The 19,118-nt window shown below is 63.8% G+C and carries 19 protein-coding genes; 10 read left to right on the forward strand and 9 right to left on the reverse strand.

The window, feature by feature from the left end:
- Positions 1-52 precede the first annotated feature (52 nt).
- Together HAP47_RS38955 and HAP47_RS38960 are read right to left on the reverse strand one after the other, a co-directional pair.
- Entirely contained in the window at positions 53-922 is an 870-nt protein-coding gene (locus tag HAP47_RS38955) for a patatin-like phospholipase family protein (RefSeq protein WP_173640229.1), read from the reverse strand.
- 260 nt (positions 923-1,182) lie between these two features.
- Complete coding sequence (locus tag HAP47_RS38960; RefSeq protein ID WP_173640228.1) at positions 1,183-1,956, reverse strand: ferredoxin--NADP reductase; 774 nt, start codon at positions 1,954-1,956, stop codon at positions 1,183-1,185.
- Between the two features lie 297 nt (positions 1,957-2,253).
- Here HAP47_RS38960 and HAP47_RS38965 point away from each other — a divergent pair, with 297 nt between their 5' ends.
- The gene (locus tag HAP47_RS38965; RefSeq protein ID WP_173640227.1) at positions 2,254-3,189 is read left to right on the forward strand and encodes an ATP-grasp domain-containing protein; all 936 of its coding nucleotides are present in this window, start codon (positions 2,254-2,256) and stop codon (positions 3,187-3,189) included.
- Between the two features lie 31 nt (positions 3,190-3,220).
- Here the strand turns inward: HAP47_RS38965 and HAP47_RS38970 are convergent, their stop codons facing one another.
- Both HAP47_RS38970 and HAP47_RS38975 read right to left on the reverse strand, forming a co-directional pair.
- Positions 3,221-3,421 (reverse strand): hypothetical protein, encoded by a 201-nt coding sequence (locus HAP47_RS38970; protein ID WP_173640226.1) that lies wholly within the window; start codon positions 3,419-3,421, stop codon positions 3,221-3,223.
- Positions 3,422-3,447: 26 nt separating this feature from the next.
- Positions 3,448-3,804 carry a response regulator gene (locus HAP47_RS38975; protein WP_173640225.1) on the reverse strand — a complete coding sequence of 119 codons (357 nt, stop codon included), beginning with the start codon at positions 3,802-3,804 and terminating at the stop codon, positions 3,448-3,450.
- 200 nt (positions 3,805-4,004) lie between these two features.
- Here HAP47_RS38975 and HAP47_RS38980 point away from each other — a divergent pair, with 200 nt between their 5' ends.
- The 3 genes from HAP47_RS38980 to HAP47_RS38990 all read left to right on the forward strand — a co-directional run bounded on the left by HAP47_RS38980 (position 4,005) and on the right by HAP47_RS38990 (position 4,939).
- Entirely contained in the window at positions 4,005-4,277 is a 273-nt protein-coding gene (locus HAP47_RS38980; protein WP_173640224.1) for a hypothetical protein, read from the forward strand.
- Positions 4,278-4,493: 216 nt separating this feature from the next.
- Complete coding sequence (locus HAP47_RS38985) at positions 4,494-4,640, forward strand: hypothetical protein (protein ID WP_173640223.1); 147 nt, start codon at positions 4,494-4,496, stop codon at positions 4,638-4,640.
- A gap of 71 nt (positions 4,641-4,711) precedes the next feature.
- Positions 4,712-4,939 (forward strand): hypothetical protein, encoded by a 228-nt coding sequence (locus tag HAP47_RS38990; protein ID WP_173640222.1) that lies wholly within the window; start codon positions 4,712-4,714, stop codon positions 4,937-4,939.
- 132 nt (positions 4,940-5,071) lie between these two features.
- On the opposite strand, the gene HAP47_RS38995 is transcribed toward HAP47_RS38990, so the two are convergent.
- On the reverse strand, positions 5,072-6,028 hold the full coding sequence (locus tag HAP47_RS38995; protein WP_173640221.1) for an amino acid ABC transporter substrate-binding protein: 957 nt from the start codon (positions 6,026-6,028) through the stop codon (positions 5,072-5,074).
- 12 nt (positions 6,029-6,040) lie between these two features.
- Positions 6,041-7,330 (reverse strand): dicarboxylate/amino acid:cation symporter, encoded by a 1,290-nt coding sequence (locus HAP47_RS39000; RefSeq protein WP_173640220.1) that lies wholly within the window; start codon positions 7,328-7,330, stop codon positions 6,041-6,043.
- A gap of 419 nt (positions 7,331-7,749) precedes the next feature.
- On the opposite strand from HAP47_RS39000, the gene HAP47_RS39005 reads away from it, so the two are divergent.
- Positions 7,750-8,751, forward strand: a complete 1,002-nt coding sequence (locus tag HAP47_RS39005) for an NADP-dependent oxidoreductase (RefSeq protein ID WP_173640219.1) — start codon at positions 7,750-7,752, stop codon at positions 8,749-8,751.
- 146 nt (positions 8,752-8,897) lie between these two features.
- On the opposite strand, the gene HAP47_RS39010 is transcribed toward HAP47_RS39005, so the two are convergent.
- Together HAP47_RS39010 and HAP47_RS39015 are read right to left on the reverse strand one after the other, a co-directional pair.
- On the reverse strand, positions 8,898-12,068 hold the full coding sequence (locus HAP47_RS39010; protein WP_173640218.1) for an efflux RND transporter permease subunit: 3,171 nt from the start codon (positions 12,066-12,068) through the stop codon (positions 8,898-8,900).
- A gap of 10 nt (positions 12,069-12,078) precedes the next feature.
- Positions 12,079-13,236 (reverse strand): efflux RND transporter periplasmic adaptor subunit, encoded by a 1,158-nt coding sequence (locus tag HAP47_RS39015; RefSeq protein ID WP_173640744.1) that lies wholly within the window; start codon positions 13,234-13,236, stop codon positions 12,079-12,081.
- A gap of 249 nt (positions 13,237-13,485) precedes the next feature.
- Between HAP47_RS39015 and HAP47_RS39020 the strand changes: the two genes are divergently transcribed.
- From HAP47_RS39020 to HAP47_RS39040, 5 genes are all read left to right on the forward strand, one after another.
- Entirely contained in the window at positions 13,486-14,268 is a 783-nt protein-coding gene (locus HAP47_RS39020) for a cysteine rich repeat-containing protein (RefSeq protein WP_173640217.1), read from the forward strand.
- Between the two features lie 39 nt (positions 14,269-14,307).
- Positions 14,308-14,529, forward strand: a complete 222-nt coding sequence (locus HAP47_RS39025) for a cysteine rich repeat-containing protein (RefSeq protein ID WP_173640216.1) — start codon at positions 14,308-14,310, stop codon at positions 14,527-14,529.
- A 105-nt stretch (positions 14,530-14,634) separates the two neighbouring features.
- Positions 14,635-14,916: a hypothetical protein gene (locus HAP47_RS39030; protein ID WP_371821723.1), complete on the forward strand. Its 282-nt coding sequence runs from the start codon at positions 14,635-14,637 to the stop codon at positions 14,914-14,916.
- 45 nt (positions 14,917-14,961) lie between these two features.
- Complete coding sequence (locus HAP47_RS39035) at positions 14,962-16,092, forward strand: FAD-dependent monooxygenase (RefSeq protein ID WP_173640215.1); 1,131 nt, start codon at positions 14,962-14,964, stop codon at positions 16,090-16,092.
- Positions 16,089-17,699, forward strand: a complete 1,611-nt coding sequence (locus HAP47_RS39040; RefSeq protein WP_210285290.1) for a benzoate-CoA ligase family protein — start codon at positions 16,089-16,091, stop codon at positions 17,697-17,699. Before HAP47_RS39035 ends, HAP47_RS39040 begins: the two co-directional genes overlap by 4 nt.
- A 321-nt stretch (positions 17,700-18,020) precedes the next feature.
- Here HAP47_RS39040 and HAP47_RS39045 read toward each other — a convergent pair whose 3' ends face one another.
- Positions 18,021-19,061, reverse strand: a complete 1,041-nt coding sequence (locus HAP47_RS39045) for an IS110 family transposase (RefSeq protein ID WP_173640214.1) — start codon at positions 19,059-19,061, stop codon at positions 18,021-18,023.
- Between the last annotated feature and the right edge of the window lie 57 nt (positions 19,062-19,118).

The raw sequence follows: 19,118 nt of genomic DNA on the forward strand, positions 1-19,118 counted from the left end.
ACCCCGAAACTATCGCCCTGCGCTTGCGGGCGAGGTCGCATGCGCCGTTTGCCTAGTGGCTGTGCGGCTGCAATTCGTGGGGGATATGCCCCTGCTTCAGGCCGTCGCTGGCGAGCCACGCATTGGTGACGTCGAGGGCGCGTGCGATGTGATCGGATGTCCGGGAGAAATCGTAGGGCGAGCCGACCAGCGGGCAGAGCGGCGGCACCACGAAATACTCGACGTCGGGACCGATGTTCTCGAGCTCGCTGACGAGTTGCCGCGCGATCAGAAGCGTCAGCGCATGCAGCGCATTGGCGAGCGCGCCGACCGGTGGCGCCTGGTTGGCGCAGGCATATCCGGTCGGCAGCACGATCAGGCGCTTTGCCCCATGCTTCACGGCGACGCGGACCGGTGTGTTGCTGGAGATCGCGCCATCGGCGAGGAAATGATCGCGGTAGTGCACCGGCGTGAATGCGCCGGGGATCGCGGTCGATGCGACGATCGCCTCCGCGGTCGAGCCTTCCGACAGCACCACGCTGTCGCCGCTGATGATGTCCGTCGTGACGATGTGGATCGGGAGCCGCGCGTCCTCGAGATTGCGGAACGGGATGTAATCGTCGATCAGCCTGCGGACCCCGTCATGCGGGATCAGGAAGTCGCGCCGCCACAGGAAGCCCACCAGCGTCCGCCAGGTCACCGGAAACACGTCCTGCCGGTTCAGGCCGCGCCAGATCTCGGCCAGCCGAGCCACGCCCGAGACGGTCGGGTCGCCCGCATAGAACGCGCCGTTCAAGGCCCCAACGCTGGAGCCGACCACCATGTCGGCGGCGACGCCATGCGCGGCAAGCGCCTGCAGCATGCCGACCTGAACCGCGCCAAAGCTGCCGCCGCCGGCAAACACAAAGGCGGTCTTCGGGGCATCCGGATCGGTGATGGACAAGGTACTGCTCCCTTATCGCCGCGTTCGGGAAACGGCTGCACGGCGTTGGCGGGATCATAGCAGTCGGGGATTGGACGGCGCCACATACACAGACGTCGTCCTGGCGAAAGCCAGGCCCCATAACCACAAATGAAAAAGGCTGGAGCCCGATGGGGCCCCAGCCTTTGTCCAATCAGCAACGGTGGTTATGGGTCCGGCTCGCGCGGAGCCTGTCATCGGGCGTGCATTCGCGCGACCCGTTGGCTTGGCCGGGACGACAACTAGCGCTCGACGAACGCCTTCTCGATCACGAAGTGACCGGGAGTGTTGCCGCTGCCTTCCTTGAAGCCGCGGGTCTCGAACAGCTGCTTCAGCTCTTCCAGCATCGCCGGGCTGCCGCACATCATGATGCGGTCGGTCTCGATGTCGAGCGGCCCCTGATGCAGGTCGGCGAACAGCTGGTTCGAGGTGATCAGGTCGGTGATGCGGCCGCGGTTGCGGAACGGCTCGCGCGTCACAGTCGGATAGTAGGAGAGCTTCTCCGACAGCAGCGGCCCGAACAGTTCGTCGTCGCGCAGCTTGGCGACCAGCTCCTCGCCATAGGCGAGCTCGGAGACCTGGCGGCAGCCATGCACCAGCAGGATCTGATCGTAGCGATCGTAGACCTCGGGGTCCTTGATCAGGCTCGCGAACGGCGCAAGGCCGGTGCCGGTCGACAGCAGCATGAGCCGCTTGCCGGGGATCAAATTGTCGGTAATCAGCGTGCCGGTCGCCTTGCGGCCGACCAGGATGGTGTCGCCCTCGCGGATCTTCTGCAGCTTGGAGGTGAGCGGGCCGTCCTGCACCTTGATCGAGAAGAACTCGAGCTCTTCCTCGTGATTGGCGCTCGCCATCGAATAGGCGCGCAGCAGCGGCCGGCCATCGACCTCGAGGCCGATCATGGCAAACTGGCCATTCTGGAAGCGGAAACCGGAATCACGGGTCGCTCGGAAGCTGAAAAGCGTATCGGTCCAGTGCTGAACAGAAAGAACTTTCTCTCGATAGAACGCGCTCATGGGTTTTCGTTTTCTCGACTGGTCAGATTTGGAATGATTTGATTTCTAGTCTGCTCGCGACGGCGCTGAAGTGGCCGAAATCATTGAAGATCTCGCGTGTCCATTGCGCCAATGCATGAGATAGTCAAGATCAACTGGCGTGCAATTGCGATCTCAGAATGGCAGTCGTTCGATTTCGCGCGGAGGTTCAACCGCGACATCGTTAACACGTCATGCTGCAGGTAATTTACTTGCTGAGATCGGCGCCGATCTGGCAATTAATTGCTACCAAAACCGCGGTGAAGGGAAAATGATCTCGTGGTCCTGATCAGCCAGCGAATCTTCCTGGAAACCATCAAAAAATATTGTTTGGCGCACGCGATTGCCGTCGAGGTGCGGTCCGGCGGCTGGCTGGTCCTCATGACCAAGGGCGACGCGCGGCGGCTTGCGATCGGCTACGACATCGGGCTGAACAGCGCGGTCGCGCATCAGGTCGCCAACGACAAATCGGCCTGCGCCGAAGTGCTGGCATCGGCCGGCATATCCGCCATCCCGCACAGCCTGTTTCTCGGCAGCAAGCTCAGCAAGCACATCCCCGGATCGGACTCGCTGGATGCGATGCGGCTTCTGCTCGCGCAGCATCCGCACGGCCTCGCCGTCAAACCCAATGAGGGGACCTCCGGCGAGCTCGTCTTCCGCGTGACGACGCGAACGCAGCTGGAGGCGGCGGTCGCCCGCATCCTCGCCGCGCATCCAAGCCTTGCGATCTCGCCTTACGTCGAGATCAAGGACGAGGTGCGCGTCGTGCTGCTCGATGATCGCGCGCTGATCGTCTACCGCAAGACGCGGCCGTCGGTGGTTGGCGACGGAGTCCACTCGCTGCGCGCGCTGGCGCAGGCGACCGCGACGGCCGAACAGCTGAAGGCCCTCTCCGAGGATTTCGATGCCGCCGCACTCGACGCCATTCCACCCGCCGGCGAGCGGCTTCTGCTCAACTGGCGGCACAATCTCGACGCCGGCGCCGAGCCCGCGCTGCTCACCGATGCCGCGACACGCGAGGCCTGCGTCGGGCTCGCGATCAGGGCCGCACGGGCCGTCGGAATCCGGTTCGCTTCGATCGATGTCGTGCGCGTTGATGGCGCGTGGCAGGTGCTTGAGGTGAATTCCGGCGTGAAGATGGAAGCGTTGGGCCGCCGCCATCCGGCGCTGGTCGAAGCGGCATATTCGGCTGCACTGGACGCCGTGTTTGCATAGGCAGCGTGCCGCGCTTCCCTTGAGCGCCCGATCATTCTCGCGGGTGCTCTTTCTCATAGCCGGCGACGATCAGTTCCGACTGCTCGATCTGCGCCGTGAGACGGTCGATCTCGGCTTGCGTCTCTGGAAACACGTCAGTCCCGGCTGTATTTCCGGATTGCAATTCCGCGAGCAATTCACGGTTCTTCGTGATCTGCTCACGGTGCCAATCGATTTCGGGATCGTCTTGCATAAATCTGCGTCTCTTTCGGCCAGGAGTTACGACGCCAGCTCGCGCAGCAGGGCGGCTGGATAAAACGGTTTGGCAAAAAATTTGACGCCGTCAGGCAGATCGCTGGGCGGCACCAGACCCGAGATCACGAGCACGCGCACGCGTGGGTCGCAATCGAGGGCCAATTGTGCGAGTTCGATGCCGTTCATTCTCCCTGTGAGCTTGATATCGGTGACCAGCAGCGACGGGTGACGCATCTTGATGGCCAGCGCTGCTGTCTCGGCATCTTCGCACTGGATGACGTCGAAATGCCCCTCTTTCAACAACAGCGCAATCATGTCGCGCTGGATCGTGTCGTCTTCGACCACAATTGCGGTCTGGTGAACTGACCTCGCGTAGCCCATGGCAACCTCCAAACGGTCAACCCCAGGGTCAATGACCGAGGACGCTTATTGTTCTGGTTCCAGGCTCGATAACCGGCAGGTTCCGGCGGACGTTTGCAAGTTCCGAGCGGAACAACATTCGAGGTTACCGCGTCATTGATGAGCGACGAGCCAGATGGTTCGGGCCTGGGGAAAGAAAGTCTTGCCAGGAGGCAAATCTCATGAAGAACGCTTTACGGTCGGATCAGGATTTTTCTGAACACTACAAGGCCGACGCGACGGCTGGTGCGCCAGGCTATCTGTCCTCTCGACGCTATCTGTCCTCTCGACGATGGGTCGAAGATCAGATTCCGGATGCCAATGTCATGCAGCATCAGGCGATGGAGCAAGAGACCAACGATCCGCTTGGCGCTCGCCTGCCGCACGACATCGTTTCCGAGATGGAAGCGGAGCTCAAGCAGCAGGTCGAACGGCTCGTCGCAGAGCGACATTAAAGCATGATCCGGAAGAGGGTGAAGCGGTTTTCCGGAAAGATCATGCTCAAACAAAGAGCCAAAGCGCGATGACGATTCAACCTGATCTCGTCGCGCTTTAGCTGGTGAAGCGACGAATTCGCAGACGTCAACACCGGAATCTCGCCTGCCGATGATGCCCAGAGATCGTGGCGTGGAAACTCGTAGCAAGATCCCCGCCGGATCGATGGAGTTTTGATGGGAGCAATCCTTGGACGCACGACTTTCCAGGTCATGATTGTTCTGGCAGCGGTGGGCATCGTTGCCCTCGCTTCCATGGCGGTCCACGGCGGCTACGCGCATGCGGCGGTGCAGCTTGCGGCGAAATTCACTCCGCCACTTTGAGCCATTCGGCGGCTTGCTCATCCCGCTCAAGGGAGTACGCTGATGCGCATTAATCGATCCGGATACAGATTATGCGCAAGATTCTTTTGAGCTTCCTCACGATCACGGCGTTCGTCGCCGCCCTCAATCCACCTGCCGCCAACGCCGTGTTCTGGCGCGGCGTCACGGCCCCGACGAATATCGACATCCACGGATATCCGATCATCAAGGAGCCGCCGCCGAGCCCATGCCAGCTGATCCATGTGAACGGATTCTGGGTTCGACAGTGCCTGGATTTGTCGCATCGCTATTGGCAATGAGCGAAGTCGCGCTTCGCCGGGACAGTTCGGGAACGCTTGGAAAGCCGCGCGCGTTGCGCGAGACCCCTCACCCGGATTGCGCCTGCAACGCAATCCGGCCTCGCCCGCAAGGAGAGAGGCCGGACTTCGAGGCTAGTTCGCTCCGCCCGCCGAATCGTCGAGCGCCTTGAAGGCGTCTTCGAGCTGCGGTGACAGCGCGACATTGAGCTTCTCGCCGGTCGGCAGGCGGGCGACGAACCACTTGTTGTAGAGCGGGATGATGTCGCGGTTCGAGGCGAGCTTGCGGAAGGCGCGCTCGACCACGTCCTTCATCTGCGGCTCGCCCTTGCGGTACATGATGCCGTAGGGATCGTAGGACAGATAGTCGCCGGTGACGCGGAACTTGTCCTGCGACTTGTGCCGCGCGATCAGGCCGTAGAGCAGGATGTCGTCGGTCGCGAACGCATCCGCCTTGCCGTCCACCAGCATCTGGTAGGACTGCTCATGGTCGCCGGCGGTCACGATGTTGAGGCCGAGCTGTTGCCTGGCGTCGACATTGTGCATCGCCTGCTCGTTGGTGGTGCCCTTGGTCACCACCAACGTCTTGCCCTTGAGGTCGCCGACCTGGGTGACGCCGGAGGCCTTCGGCACCATCAGCTTGGTGCCGGCCACGAACATCAGCGGCGAGAATGCGACCTGCTTGCCGCGCTCGGCATTCGCCGTGGTCGATCCGCATTCGAGATCGATCTTCTTGTCGACGACCGCCGCAATGCGGTCGTCGGAGGTGACCTTGACGTAGTCGATCTTGAGGTTGGCGTCGTCGACCTCGGCCGCGATCTCGTCGACGATCGCATCACACAGCTCGAGGCTGTAGCCGATCGGCCGATTGGAGTGATCGAGGAACGAGAACGGCGGCGAGCTTTCGCGATAGCCGATCCGCACCACGTGGGTCGCCTTGATATTGGCGAGCGTGGGGCTGAGCCCCTCGCCCGCCGGCTGTGCGGACACCGGTCCGATCAGCAGGCTTGCCGCCAGCAGACACGCTGACAGCAGGCATGTCGACAGTAGAGGCGCCTCAGCCCGTATCGGCCTCCAGCGGGCACGATGCATGCATCCCTCCCGTCAATGACCGGCCATCACGGCGCCGGGCACCGCATCCTGCGGCACCGCGTCGTCGGGCCCGAGCTCGTGCTCGGCCTTCAGCTCGCCCTCCCACTTCGCGACCACGGCGGTGGCCAGGGAGTTGCCGATCACGTTGGTGGCGCTGCGGCCCATGTCGAGGAAGGTGTCGATGCCCATGATCATCAACAGTCCCGCCTCGGGGATGCCGAACTGGCCGAGCGTCGAGGCGATTACGACGAGGGAGGCGCGTGGCACGCCGGCGACCCCCTTCGAGGTGATCATCAGTGTCGCCAGCATCGCGAACTGCGTGCCGAGCGACATCTCGATGTGGTAGGTCTGCGCGATGAAGATGCTCGCGAAGGTGCAATACATCATCGTGCCGTCGAGGTTGAAGGAATAGCCGAGCGGCAGCACGAAGGCCGAGATCCGCGAGGAAGCGCCGAACCTGTTCAACCCCTCCAGCGTCTTCGGGTAAGCCGCCTCCGAGGAGGCGGTCGAGAACGCGATCATCAGCGGCTCGCGGATCAGCCGCAGCAGATGGCTGTAACGCGGTCCGATCACGATGAAGCCGACGATGACCAGGATGCCCCACAGGATCAGCAGCGACAGGTAGAAGCCGCCCATGAAGACGATCAGCTTCCAGAGCACGCCGAGACCGTTCTTCGAGACGGTCGCCATGATCGCGGCCCACACCGCGATCGGCGCGAACAGCATCACGTAGCTGGTGACCTTCAGCATGATGTGGGCGAGATCGTCGATCAGCGCCATGATCGGCTTGGCCCGCTCAGGCATGGCGCCGAGCGCAACCGCGAAAAACACCGCGAACACCACGATCTGAAGGATCTCGTTCTGCGCCATCGCATCCGCAATCGAGGTCGGGATCAGATGGGTCAGGAATTTCTCGATCGAGAAGGCCGAAACCGGCAGGCCGGTGGACTGGGCCCTGTCGGGCAGCGTGCCGGGGAAGTTGGCGCCGGGCTGCAACAGGTTGACCATCAGGAGGCCGAGCAGCAGCGAGACGAACGAGGCGGAAACGAACCAGCCCATGGTCTTGGCGAAGATGCGCCCGAGCTTGGCGCCCGAGCCCATATGGGCGATGCCGCCGACGAGAGTTGCAAACACGAGTGGCGCGATGATCATCTTGATCAGGCGCAGGAACAGCATTGCGATCAGGTTGACGTCGGCTGCGATCTCGGCCCGGCTGTCAGGAAGGTAGTTAAAGACGATCGTCCCCATCGCAATGCCAAGGACCATCGCAATCAGGATGTACTGCGTAAACCTGTTCGACATTCTCTTACCCCCGTAAGTTCCCGGCGAAGGGCAAGTGTGGCAGATTTACGCAGCTACGCAACACGCTTCGCGCCGAGCGGGACTTTGCCGATATGTTCCCGTTGTGGAATGCCAGCGCGCGGACGAGAGCCTTTTCCGCTCCGATGAATCGGAGCGGGCTCTAGAGCGTTTTCGAGCGAAGTGGATACCGGTTCGCGTAAAGAAAATGCGTCAAAACAAGAATCTAGAGCCCCGTTCCGATTCAATCCGAACGGGATAGGCTCTAGATTCATGTTTTGACGCATTTTCTTTACGCGAACCGGTATCCACTTCGCTCGAAAATGCTCTAGCGTTCGTGCAGCGCACAATCTGTGCAACACGCTGCGCGTGTCGCAGTCAAACTGCATGCGAAACGACCAACGCGAGGGGAGACACCGCCAATGAATGACACCGTCAATCGCCAGATCCTGCTTGTTGAAAAACCGACCGGCAAGCTTGGCCCCGAGCATTTTCGCCTGACCAAGGGCACGGTCCCCGCGCCGAAGGATGGCGAGGCGCTGGTGCGGACGCGCTACATCTCGCTCGACGCCGCCAACCGCGCCTGGATGCACGGCGCCACCTATCGCGCTGCGGTGGAAGCCAACACCGTGATGGCCGGCGGCAGCATCGCCGAAGTGGTGTCGTCGAATGACCCCGCCCTGAAGCCGGGCGATATCGTGTTCGGCGACACCGGCTGGCAGGAATATGCCGCCGTGCCCGCCAAGCACCTCGCGAAGATGCCGAAGCTCGAGCCGATGACGCACCTTCTTAGCGTCTATGGCATTGCCGGCCTGACCGCGTATTTCGGGCTGCTCCATGTCGGCAAGCCGAAGGAGGGCGAGACCGTGGTGGTGTCGGCGGCCGCCGGCTCGGTCGGCTCGATCGTCGGCCAGATCGCCAAGATCAAGGGCTGCCGCGTGGTCGGCATTGCCGGCGGCAAGGACAAGTGCCACTGGCTGACCTCGGAGCTCGGCTTCGACGCCGCGGTCGACTACAAGGACGGCGCCACCTACAAGGCGCTGCGCGCAGCGGCGCCCAAGGGCATCGATGTCTATTTCGACAATGTCGGCGGCGACATCCTGGAGGCCTGCCTGGCGCAGATGAACAATCGCGGCCGGATCGCCTGTTGCGGCGCGATCTCGCAGTATGACGGCGTGCCCTCCGCGCACGGGCCGCGCGGCGTGCCCGGCCTGATCGTGGTGAAGCGGCTGATCATGCAGGGCTTCATCGTGATGGACTACATGGACCAGCGCGATGCCGCGCTCGCCGACCTGCAATCCTGGGTCTCCTCGGGCAAGCTCAAGGTCCAGGAAGACGTCATCGACGGGATCGAGAACACGCCGCAGGCGCTGATCGGTTTGCTCGCCGGCGAGAACCGCGGCAAGCGCATGGTGAAGGTGTAGCCATCTTTCTTACCCGCCTGCGGGGAGGGGCCGGATCGAATCGCAAGATGCGATCCGGGTGAGGGGGTACAGGTCTCGCAACTCGCACCGCCTGCGGAGGGAGCCCCTCGCCCCAACCCTCTCCCCGCAAGAGCGGGGCGAGGGAGTCAGTGCACCGTGCCAGACGCCTGCGGTGCGGCTTGCGGGGTTGCCGCCTTGCCCTTCTTCGCCTTGCGCCAGTTCTCGAAGTTCTGCACCACGACGAAGAACGCCGGCACGAACAGCACCGCGAGGCAGGTCGAGGCGATCATCCCGGAGAACACGGTAATGCCGATCGACTTGCGGGCGTTGGCGCCGGCGCCGGTCGCGATCACCAGCGGCAGCACGCCGAGGATGAAGGCAAACGACGTCATCAGGATCGGGCGGAGCCGGGCCCGCGCCGCGTCGATCGCCGACTCCAGCACCGGCTTGCCGTCGCGGATGTGATGCTCGAGCGCCACCTCCACGATCAGGATCGCGTTCTTGGCCGACAGCGCGATCAGGAGGATGGTGCCGATCTGCGTGTAGAGATTGTTCTCGATCCGAAGCGACGTCAGCACCAGCATGGGCCCGAGCAGCGACAGCGGCACCGCCAGGATCACCGAGATCGGCGCGTACCAGCTCTCATATTGTCCGGCGAGCACGAGGTAGACCAGCAGCAGCGCCAGCGCGAATACGTAGTAGATCTGGCTGCCGACCTCCTTCTCCTGGTACGACATCGCGGTCCACTCATAGCCGGTCCCCGGCGGCAGCGTCTTCGCGGCGATCTCCTCCATCAGCGCCATCGACTGGCCGGAGCTGTAGCCCTGCGACGGCAGGCCGATGATGGTCGCCGACGGATAGAGGTTATAGAGACTGATCAGCGATGGCCCGACCGACGGTGCGATCTTCGCCACGGTGCCGAGCGGGACCATGTCGCCATTGCTGTTGCGCACCATCATGTTTTCGATGTCGCGCAGCGTCAGGCGGTATTGCGCATCGGCCTGGGTGTAGACCTGAAAGGTGCGGCCGAACTTGGTGAACTGGTTGACGTAGCTCGCGCCGAGATAGGACGAGAGCGTCGAGAAGATCTGGTCGGTGGTGACGTGCAGCGTCTCGGTCTTGACGCGGTCGACCTGGACGTCGAACTGCGGCACCATCGAGCGGAACGACGACTGCACCCGCTGCAGCGCGCTTTGCGTCTGCGCATTGCTGACGACGGCGCCGGTGACCGCCTGCAGCTTGCCGTAATCGGCGTTGCCGTCACGGAGCTGCACCTGCATGGCAAAGCCGGCGGCGTTGCCGATGCCCTGGATCGGCGGCGGCGGGATCACCAGGATCCGCGCCTCCGGAATCACCGCAAGCTTGTCGTTTAGGCCGTAGACCAGCGAGCGCAGATCCTCGCCGGGCCCGCGCGAGCCCCAATCCTTCAGGATCACATAGGCGACGCCGGCATTGGCGAGGCTCGACGAATTGTCGAGCGCGGAGATGCCGGCGATGGCGACCACCTGCTCGACACCCGGCGTCTTGCGGGCGATCTCGGTGACCTGATCGAGCACCCGCTGGGTGCGATCGATCGCGGCGCCGTCGGGCAACTGCACCGCGGCCAGCAGGTAACCCTGGTCCTCGATCGGAATGAAACCGGTCGGCACCCGTGACAATCCGTAGCCGGCAATTCCGATCAGGATCAGCGCGACGAGGACCGAGGTCTTGGCATGACCGGCGATGCTGCCGATTATCCGCGCGTAGCCCCGCTCCACCCGGTCATACACCGCGTTGAAGCCGCGGTAGAAGAAATTGCGCTGCTCCGGCGGCACCGGTCGGCGCAACCACAGCGCACATTGCGTCGGCTTCAGGGTCGCGGCATTGACGGCGCTGAGCAGCGCGGTCGCCGCGATCACCAGGGCAAATTGCGCGTACATCCGGCCGGTCAGCCCCGGCAGGAAGGCCGCCGGCAGGAACACCGAGATCAGCACCAGCGTGATGCCGACGATCGGCGCGAACAATTCGTCCATCGCCTTGATCGCGGCATCGTGTCCGGACATGCCGCGCTCGATATTGTGCGCGGCCCCTTCGACCACCACGATGGCGTCGTCGACCACGATGCCGATCGCCAGCACGATCGCAAACAGCGTCGACAGGTTGATGGTGAAGCCGAGCGCGGCCATCGCCGCGAACGCGCCGATGATGGTGACCGGCACCGTCGTCGCAGGCACCAGCATCGCCCGCCAATCCTGCAGGAACACCAGGATCACCACCAGCACCAGCAGGCCGGCCTCGATCAGCGTCCGGTACACCTCGTCGATCGAGGCCTGGACGAACTTGGTGGTGTCGAATGGCGTGTCGTATTTGATGTCCTGCGGGAACTGTTTGGCGAGCTGCGCCACCTTCTTCTGCACTTCCTTCTCGACCTGCAGCGCGTTGGCGCCCGGCGACAGGAATACGCCGATGCCGGTGGCCGGCTTCTGGTTGAGCGAGAATACCTGGCTGTAGGTCTGCGCGCCGAGCTCGACCGAGCCGAGATCGCGGACGCGGATGACGTCGCCGACATTGCCTGTCTTGACGATGATGTTCTCGAACTGGCTCGCATCGTCGAGCCGGCCGTTGACGTTCAGCGTGTACTGGAACGCCTGCCCCTGCGGCGCGGGCGGCGCGCCGACCTGCCCCGCGGTGACCTGCTGGCTCTGCTGCTGGATCGCCTGGATGACGTCCTGCGGCATCAGCCCGCGCGCCTGCAGCTTGTTCGGATCGAGCCACACCCGCATCGAATACTGCCCGGCGCCGAACACGGTGACGTTGCCGACCCCCGGCAGACGCGACAGCTCGTCGCGGATGTTGATGGTGGCATAGTTCGACAGGAACAGGCTGTCGTAGGTCTTGTTCGGCGAGGTGAGTGTCACGAACAGCAGGATCGAGGTCGACCGCTTCTGCACCGTGACGCCCTGGTTCTGCACCGCGGTCGGCAGTTGCGACAGTGCCGAGGAGACGCGGTTCTGCACCAGCACTTGCGCGAAGTTGAGGTCGGTGCCGATCTTGAAGGTCACCGTCAACGTGTAGGTGCCGTCGGCGCCGCTGTAGGACTGCATGTAGAGCATGTCCTCGACGCCGTTGACCTGCTGCTCGATCGGCAGCGCCACCGTGTCGATCACGGTTTTAGCCGACGCGCCGGGATAGCGCGTCGTCACCTGGACCGTCGGCGGCACCACATCGGGATATTGCGCGACCGCGAGATTGAACAGCGCGACGCCGCCGATCAGGATCATCAGGATCGCGATGACGTTGGAAAGGACCGGCCGCTCGATGAAGAATTTCGAGATCATGGCGCGCCCCTCACTTGGCCGGTGCCGGCGTCGCGTCGCCCTTCTGCATCTGCGGATCGACCTTCTGCCCGGGGATCGCGCGCAACAATCCGGCGGTCACGACGCGGTCGTCCGCCTTCAGTCCGCTCTCGATGACGCGCAGCCCTTCGTCGAGCGGACCGGTCGTGACCTTGCGCTGCTCGACCACATTGTCGGCATTGACGACCAGCACGTAGCGGCCGCCCTGGTCGCTGCCGATTGCGACGTCAGGCACCAGCAGCGCGTTGTCCTGCTTGTCGAACGGCACCCGAACGCGGACATAGAAGCCGGGCAGCAGCACGCGATCCGGATTGGGCACCAGGCCGCGGACGGCAAGCGTGCCGGTCGACTGATTGACCGTCGGCGAGACGTAGTCGAGCTTGCCCTTGTGCGGATAACCAGTCTCGGTCTGCAACTCGACCTCGATCGGCAACTGCCTGATCTCGCTGGTCGTCATGCCGCGGCGGCGCGCCTCGTCGCGCACCCGTTGCACGTCCTGCTCATTGACGTTGAAATTCACGTAGATCGGGTCGAGCTGCACGATGGTGGCAAGCTGGGTGGGCGAGGCCACGCCGACCAGTTCGCCGATCGAGACCAGATGATTGCTGACGATGCCGTCGAACGGCGCGGCCACATTGGTATAGCCGTAATTGACCGCGGCGATCTTGGTGTTGACCTGGGCCTGCTGCAGATTGGCCTGGGCGTTGTCCCGGTTCGAGGTCGAGGTGTCCAGCGTCGCCTGCGAGACCGCCTGGCGCTGCACCAGGTCCGCTTGTCGCTTGAAGTCGGCCTCGGCCTGCTTGAGCGTCGCCTGTGCGCCCACTTCCGCGGCCTGCGCCTGCTCCAGCTTCAGCTTGTAGGTCTCCGGCTCGATCGTGAACAGGGTGGTCCCCTCCTTCACCGGCGAGCCGTCCTGATAGTTGATCGACTGCAGAAAACCCTGCACGCGCGCGACCAGATCGACGGTCTTGATCGGCGCGGTGTTTCCGGTGGCGTCCAGGTAGCGCGTGATGGCGCGCTGCACCGGCGGCGCGACATCGACCTTGGGCGGCGGCGGTGCAACAAAACTGTTTTGCTCGCAGGCACTCAAACTGACAAAGGCCGATACGACGAAGGCGATGCGCGGAAGCGGCGCATTTCGCAGCCGCACAAAATCGCTCTGACTGAAATTTGTCGACACGCGCGCATGCCTCATTTCCGAGCCTCAGTCCGAATGACCTAATTCAAAGATGTCGAAGCGAGCAAAAAATTCAGCCGGCTTCTTCCATAGCAACAATCCGCTTGCAGCGGAACTCGAAAGCGAAAATGATGTCGCTCGCGAAGGTTGTTAGAGCAAAATTTTTTCAGACTCAGTTCGGTTGAGCCGGAGGCTTTCGGCACGACGAGAGGATTTATTCAAATGATCAACGCGTTGACACGTGCAACGAGGCTCTCCGCATGGCTTGCGCTTGCGGCATTGATGAGCACCGCACCGGCCTTGTCGCAGGCGCCGACCCAGGCGCAGCGCGACGCCATCAAGTCGCAATGCCGCAACGATTACATCGCACACTGCTCCAGCGTTCCGCCCGGCGGCGAAGCGTCACTGCAATGCCTGCAGAAGAACGTGGCAAGCCTCGGACCTGGCTGCGCCAGCGCCGTGAAGGCCGTGGAAGCACCGGCCGCTGCTCCCGCAGCAGCCAAGACCGACGAGACTCCGGCGGCGACGGCGGCCAAGCCCGCGGAGACGGCGGCGCCGAAGGCCGCGGCGGGAAAGCCAAGCAGCGCACAGATCTCCGCAATCCGCAGCGCGTGCCGCTCCGATTATCCCAAGGTCTGTGCGGGCGTGCCGACCGGCGGTGCGCCGGCGCTGCAGTGCCTTGAGAAGAACAAGGAGAAGCTTTCGCCGGCCTGCGAGAAGGCCGTGGCGGCCGCCGGCGGCGGTGGCGCCGCGCCGGCCGCGGGTACCGCGACAACGGCAGCACCGGCCGCGGCTCCGGCGGCTGCGCCGGCGGTGATCGTGTTGCGGCCGCTGCGGCCGCGCGAGGAGCTGTTCGTGCTGCGCTCGGCTTGCGGCGGTGACGTCCGCTCGATCTGCGGCGGCGTGCAGCCGGGCGGCGGGCGGATCGTGCAGTGCCTGGCGACCAATGCCGGCTCGCTGTCGCCGGCGTGCCGCGATGTGCTGGCGCCGTTCGCGGCGCGATGATCCCGTTGTAACGCGACTGATCGGAAGTGGGAGCAATCGATGCTGCGTCTTGTCCTGACCGCCGTTCTGCTTTGCGGCTCAACCGCCGTCTACGCCCAGGAGCTGACATCGGCGCAACGCGACGCCTGCATGGGCGACTATCAGAAGTTTTGCAAAAGCGTGACGCCCGGCGGCGGGCGCATCATCGCCTGTCTTGCCAAGGAGAGCGACAAGCTGACGCCCGCCTGCAAGAAGGTACTGGCAGAAGCGCAAAAGAAATAGCCGCGCAGGCGGTGAGACGATAGGCGCCCGGCGACTTGCCGGGCATGAAGCCGCAGCACCTTGCTGTCACCCACAGGCCAACCAGCCTCACTCCGGGACAATGTCATGCGCTCATTATTGCTGATCGCTGCGGCCCTGCTGTCCTCTGCCGCGACCATGACCTTCGAGTCCTCCGATGCCAACGCGGTCGTGTGCGGGCGCGGCCCCTATCGCGCCGGATGCGCGAGCACGCGCGGCGCGGTCGTCGTCCGCAAGCCCGTCGTCGCCGGCTGCCGCTGGGTATGGTCGGCGGGGTCAAGGTCCGCCGCTGCTACTGAGCCGTTCGCGGCCACGCTTCCAGTCGCCGCGCGCATTTTCCCTCTGGCGTTCCCGCCAGAGGGCGATTAGTCTGGACCCAAATTGTAAGTACACTGTCAATCTGGGAGGCAGACGTTGCGGATCGCCGTGATCGGCGGAGGGCCCGGCGGGCTCTATTTCGCCTATCTCTGGAAGAAGCGTCATCCTGACGCCGAGATCGATCTGTTCGAGCAGAACGCCGCCGGCGCCACCTGGGGCTTCGGCGTGGTGTTCTCCGAGCAGGCGCTGGAGTTCCTGCGCGCCGACGACCCCGAGACGGTCGACGCCATCGCGCCGCGGATGGAGAGCTGGAAGAACATCACCCTCAATCTGCGCGGCGAGAGCGTCGAGATCGACGGCGTCGGGTTCTCCTCGATCGGCCGGCTGGCGCTGCTGACGGTCCTGCAAGAGCGTGTCCGCAGCACCGGCGTCACGCCGCGCTTCGACACCGTGGTGCAATCGGTTGACCAGCTCAGCGGTTACGACCTGATCGTCGCCGCCGACGGGCTGAATTCGATGGTCCGCCGGGGCTATGAGGCCGCGTTCGGCGCTTCAGTCTCGCATTCCTCCAACAAATTCGCCTGGTACGGCACCACCAAGACGTTCGCGACTCTGTCGCAGACTTTCGTGGCGACCGACCGCGGCAGCTTCAACGCCCATCATTATCGCTATGCAAAGGACATGAGCACCTTCCTGGTCGAGTGCGACGCGGCGACCTGGGCGGCCTATGGCTTCGCCGACAAGACGATCGAGGAATCGCAGGCGATCTGCGAACAGGTGTTCGCCGCGACCTTGGATGGTCACAAGCTGATCTCGAACAAATCGGTGTGGCGCAATTTCCCGTGGATCTGGAACGAGCGCTGGTCGCACGGCAACATGGTGCTGATCGGCGACGCGCTGCATTCGGCGCATTTCTCGATCGGCTCGGGCACCCGGCTGGCGATCGAGGACGCGATCGCGCTAACTAAGGCGCTGGAGAGCGACGGCGGCATCGCCGCCGCGCTGCAACGTTATGAGAGCGAGCGCAAGCCGATCGTCAAGAAGCTCGTTACCGCGGCGCGGACCAGCGCCGACTGGTACGAGCATTTCCCCGCGCACATGAAGCGCGACCTGATGGATTTCGCCTACGGCTACATCACCCGCTCCGGCCGGATCGACGATGCGCGGCTGCGCGCGATGTCACCGGCCTTCATGGCCCGGTACGAAGCCGCAAAGGGACAATCATGACTGGGATCGCCGACCAGGTTCCGCTGGATAGTCCCGGTGCGCGCGAGATCGGCTTCACGATCCCCGAACGCTACAATGCGAGCCGCATCCTGTTCGACAATCTCGGCAACGGCAACGCCGAACGCCTGGCGCTGACCGGCCCTGCCGGCACGCGGACCTATCGCGAGCTGTGCACTGACGCAGCGCGCTGGGGCCACGCATTCCAATCGCTCGGGCTACAACGCGGCGACCGCATCCTGCTGTTCCTCGACGACACGCCGGCCTACCCCGCGGCGTTCTTCGGCGCGGTGCGCGCCGGCTTCGTCCCTCTGCTCATCAACACGCTGACGACGCCGGAACTGCTGCAATTCTATCTGTCCGACGCCGGCGCGCAGGTCGCCGTCACCGATGCCGAGTTCTGTTCGCGCTTCAACGCCGAGGCCTGCAAGGACACGCCGCTGCGCACGCTGATCCTGGTCAATGGCGGCGCTGTCGATCATGCCGTCTGCGACGCGCGCAACGCCGACGAATGGCTGCAAGATTTTCCCGGCGAGCTCGACGCGGCCGACACCCACCGCAACGAGATGGCGTTCTGGATGTATTCGTCGGGCTCGACCGGCCGCCCCAAGGGCATCGTGCATCTGCAGCACGACATGGCCTATAGCGAGCGCGCCTTTGCACGCAACGTGCTGAAGCTCGAGCCCGGCGACATCTGCTTCTCGGTGCCGAAGATCTTCTTCGCCTACGGCTTCGGCAACTCGATCACGTTTCCCTTTTCAGTGGGCGCCGCGACGCTGCTGCTGCCTAGCCAGCCGAAGCCGGCCGCGATCTTCGCGGCCATCGCGCAGTACCGGCCGACCGTGTTCTTCGGCCTGCCGACGCTCTACATCACCCTGACCAAGGCCGAAGGCGCCGAGCAAGCCGACTTCTCCTCGCTGCGGATGGCGGTTTCGGCGGCCGAGGTGCTGTCGTCCGACGTGTTCAACGGCTGGAAGCGGCTCACCGGGCTCGATATCATCGAGGGGCTCGGCTCGACCGAGGTGCTGCACGTCTATCTCAGCAACCGCGCGGAGCGGAAGAAGCTCGGCGCCGCGGGCCTGCGCGTGCCCGGCTACGAGATCATGCTGCGCGACAGCGACGGCCGCGAGGTCGGCGATAATGAGGAAGGCATCCTGTGGGTGCGCGGCGATTCCGCGACGCCGCTGTATTGGAACCAGCCGGACAAGACCGCCGAGACCGTGCGCGAGGACGGCTGGATCTACACCGGCGACCGTTTTGTGCGCGACAGCGACGGCTTCCACTTCTTCCGCGGCCGCGCCGACGATCTGATCAAGATCTCCGGCCAGTGGGTCTATCCGCTGGAAGTCGAGCTGTGTCTTGCCGATCACCCTGACGTCCGTGAATGCGCCGTCTACGCCGCCGAATTGCCTGACCGCCGCATGACGCTGCGCGCCGTGGTGGTGATGAACCAGGCCGGCTTCGACACCGATGAGGCGACGCGGCGGCTGCAGGACTACGTCAAGGCGAAGCTGCTGCCCTACAAATATCCGCGCGAGGTAAAATTCATCGACGAGTTGCCGAAGACCGGCACCGGCAAGATCGATCGCCAGGCGGTGATGCGGATGTGAGGGGCCGGTCAATGGACGCGACCACCGCAAATTCGCTGTCGTCCTGGCGAAGGCCAGGACCCATATGTGGACGGCCCCCGTGGCACAAGAGCTTTCTGGGATTGATCGGATCGCTTGCATCCATATGTCCGGCCTGTTGAGTGCGATCGAATGGATCGCTGGCCAAGATGGTTTGCGCGATGCGAGTTCCAAACAACCACGCGACCTGTTGGCGGCCGATGGGTCCTGCGGATTGTCTCGCATCGTTGCTCGATCGATCGCTCCATCTGCTCTTGCAGCTCCGGGTCGGCTGACGAGCGAGCCCGCCGGCCGGCCAATCTGTTAAGCGGTACCCGTCGTAGCGGCATTCAGCCGTGCGGCGTCATAACTCTCGCCCGTCACCATCAGCTTCCAGGCGATGCGCGCCACCTTGTTGGCGAGCGCTACGGCCGCAAGCTTCGGCGGCTTGCGCTTGATCAGCGCCAGCAGCCAGCGCGAGTGATGACCGCGTCCGCGCCTGGCCTGCTGGATCACCGCCGTGGCCCCGACGACCAGCAAACGGCGCAGGTCCTCATCGCCCGCCCGCGTGATCTTGCCAAGCCTGGTCTTGCCAGCGGTGGAGTGGTCCTTGGGTGTCAATCCCAGCCAGGCCGCAAAGTGACGACCGGAGCGGAACGCGCCCGGATCAGGTGTCTTCATCACCAGCGCGGTTGCAACGATCGGACCGACCGAGGGGATCTGAGCCAGGCGCCGGCCCGTGGCATCGCCGCGGTGCCAGGCCATCAGCTTGGCCTCAACCGCCTCCAACTCACCCTCGAGCCTGACGCGCTCCCGGCCCAGCACCACAAACAGTTCGCGCGCCAGAGCGGGAAGCGTCTCGTCCTGCGCGATCCGCGCCAGCAGTGGTTCGATCGCGTCCAGTCCCTTGGGCGCGATCAGGCCGTACTCCGCCGCATGGCCGCGTATCGTATTGGTCAATTGGGCGCGCCGGGCGATCAATCCGTCGCGGACCCCCATCAGCATCAGCGCAGCCTGCTGCTCGGCCGTCTTCACCGGTACGAAGCGCATGCTCGGCCGGCTCATCGCCTCACACAGGCCTTCTGCATCCCGCCCGTCATTCTTGTTCCGCATCACGTAGGGTTTAACCAATTGCGGCGCCATCAGCTTCACCTCATGGCCCAGCCTGGAAAGCTCTCGCGCCCAATATTGCGACGCCCCGCAGGCCTCCATCCCGATCACGGTCGGCGGCAATTTGGCGAAGAACTCCAGCACCTGTCTGCGCGACAGCTTCTTGCGCAGTACCACCTGCTCCGTCGCATCAACCCCATGCAACACAAAAATATACTTCGACGTATCCATCCCAATGCGGATAATCTGGCTCACGGACGGTCTCCATGTCTGAGATTTGCAACAACCTCATTCTGGCACACTGATGCCGTA

It is taken from the genome of Bradyrhizobium sp. 41S5, assembly GCF_011516665.3.
In the GTDB taxonomy this organism is placed as follows: Bacteria; Pseudomonadota; Alphaproteobacteria; order Rhizobiales; family Xanthobacteraceae; genus Bradyrhizobium; species Bradyrhizobium quebecense.

Bases quoted from the DNA above. Each gene is read 5' to 3' on its own strand.
- HAP47_RS38985 (WP_173640223.1), top strand. From the start codon at position 4,494: ATGGGAGCAATCCTTGGACGCACGACTTTCCAGGTCATGATTGTTCTG.
- HAP47_RS39000 (WP_173640220.1), bottom strand. From the start codon at position 7,330: ATGTCGAACAGGTTTACGCAGTACATCCTGATTGCGATGGTCCTTGGC.
- HAP47_RS38975 (WP_173640225.1), bottom strand. From the start codon at position 3,804: ATGGGCTACGCGAGGTCAGTTCACCAGACCGCAATTGTGGTCGAAGAC.
- HAP47_RS38980 (WP_173640224.1), top strand. From the start codon at position 4,005: ATGAAGAACGCTTTACGGTCGGATCAGGATTTTTCTGAACACTACAAG.
- HAP47_RS39005 (WP_173640219.1), top strand. From the start codon at position 7,750: ATGAATGACACCGTCAATCGCCAGATCCTGCTTGTTGAAAAACCGACC.
- HAP47_RS39030 (WP_371821723.1), top strand. From the start codon at position 14,635: ATGCGCTCATTATTGCTGATCGCTGCGGCCCTGCTGTCCTCTGCCGCG.
- HAP47_RS38990 (WP_173640222.1), top strand. From the start codon at position 4,712: ATGCGCAAGATTCTTTTGAGCTTCCTCACGATCACGGCGTTCGTCGCC.
- HAP47_RS38995 (WP_173640221.1), bottom strand. From the start codon at position 6,028: ATGCATCGTGCCCGCTGGAGGCCGATACGGGCTGAGGCGCCTCTACTG.
- HAP47_RS38970 (WP_173640226.1), bottom strand. From the start codon at position 3,421: ATGCAAGACGATCCCGAAATCGATTGGCACCGTGAGCAGATCACGAAG.
- HAP47_RS38960 (WP_173640228.1), bottom strand. From the start codon at position 1,956: ATGAGCGCGTTCTATCGAGAGAAAGTTCTTTCTGTTCAGCACTGGACC.
- HAP47_RS39025 (WP_173640216.1), top strand. From the start codon at position 14,308: ATGCTGCGTCTTGTCCTGACCGCCGTTCTGCTTTGCGGCTCAACCGCC.
- HAP47_RS39020 (WP_173640217.1), top strand. From the start codon at position 13,486: ATGATCAACGCGTTGACACGTGCAACGAGGCTCTCCGCATGGCTTGCG.
- HAP47_RS39010 (WP_173640218.1), bottom strand. From the start codon at position 12,068: ATGATCTCGAAATTCTTCATCGAGCGGCCGGTCCTTTCCAACGTCATC.
- HAP47_RS39040 (WP_210285290.1), top strand. From the start codon at position 16,089: ATGACTGGGATCGCCGACCAGGTTCCGCTGGATAGTCCCGGTGCGCGC.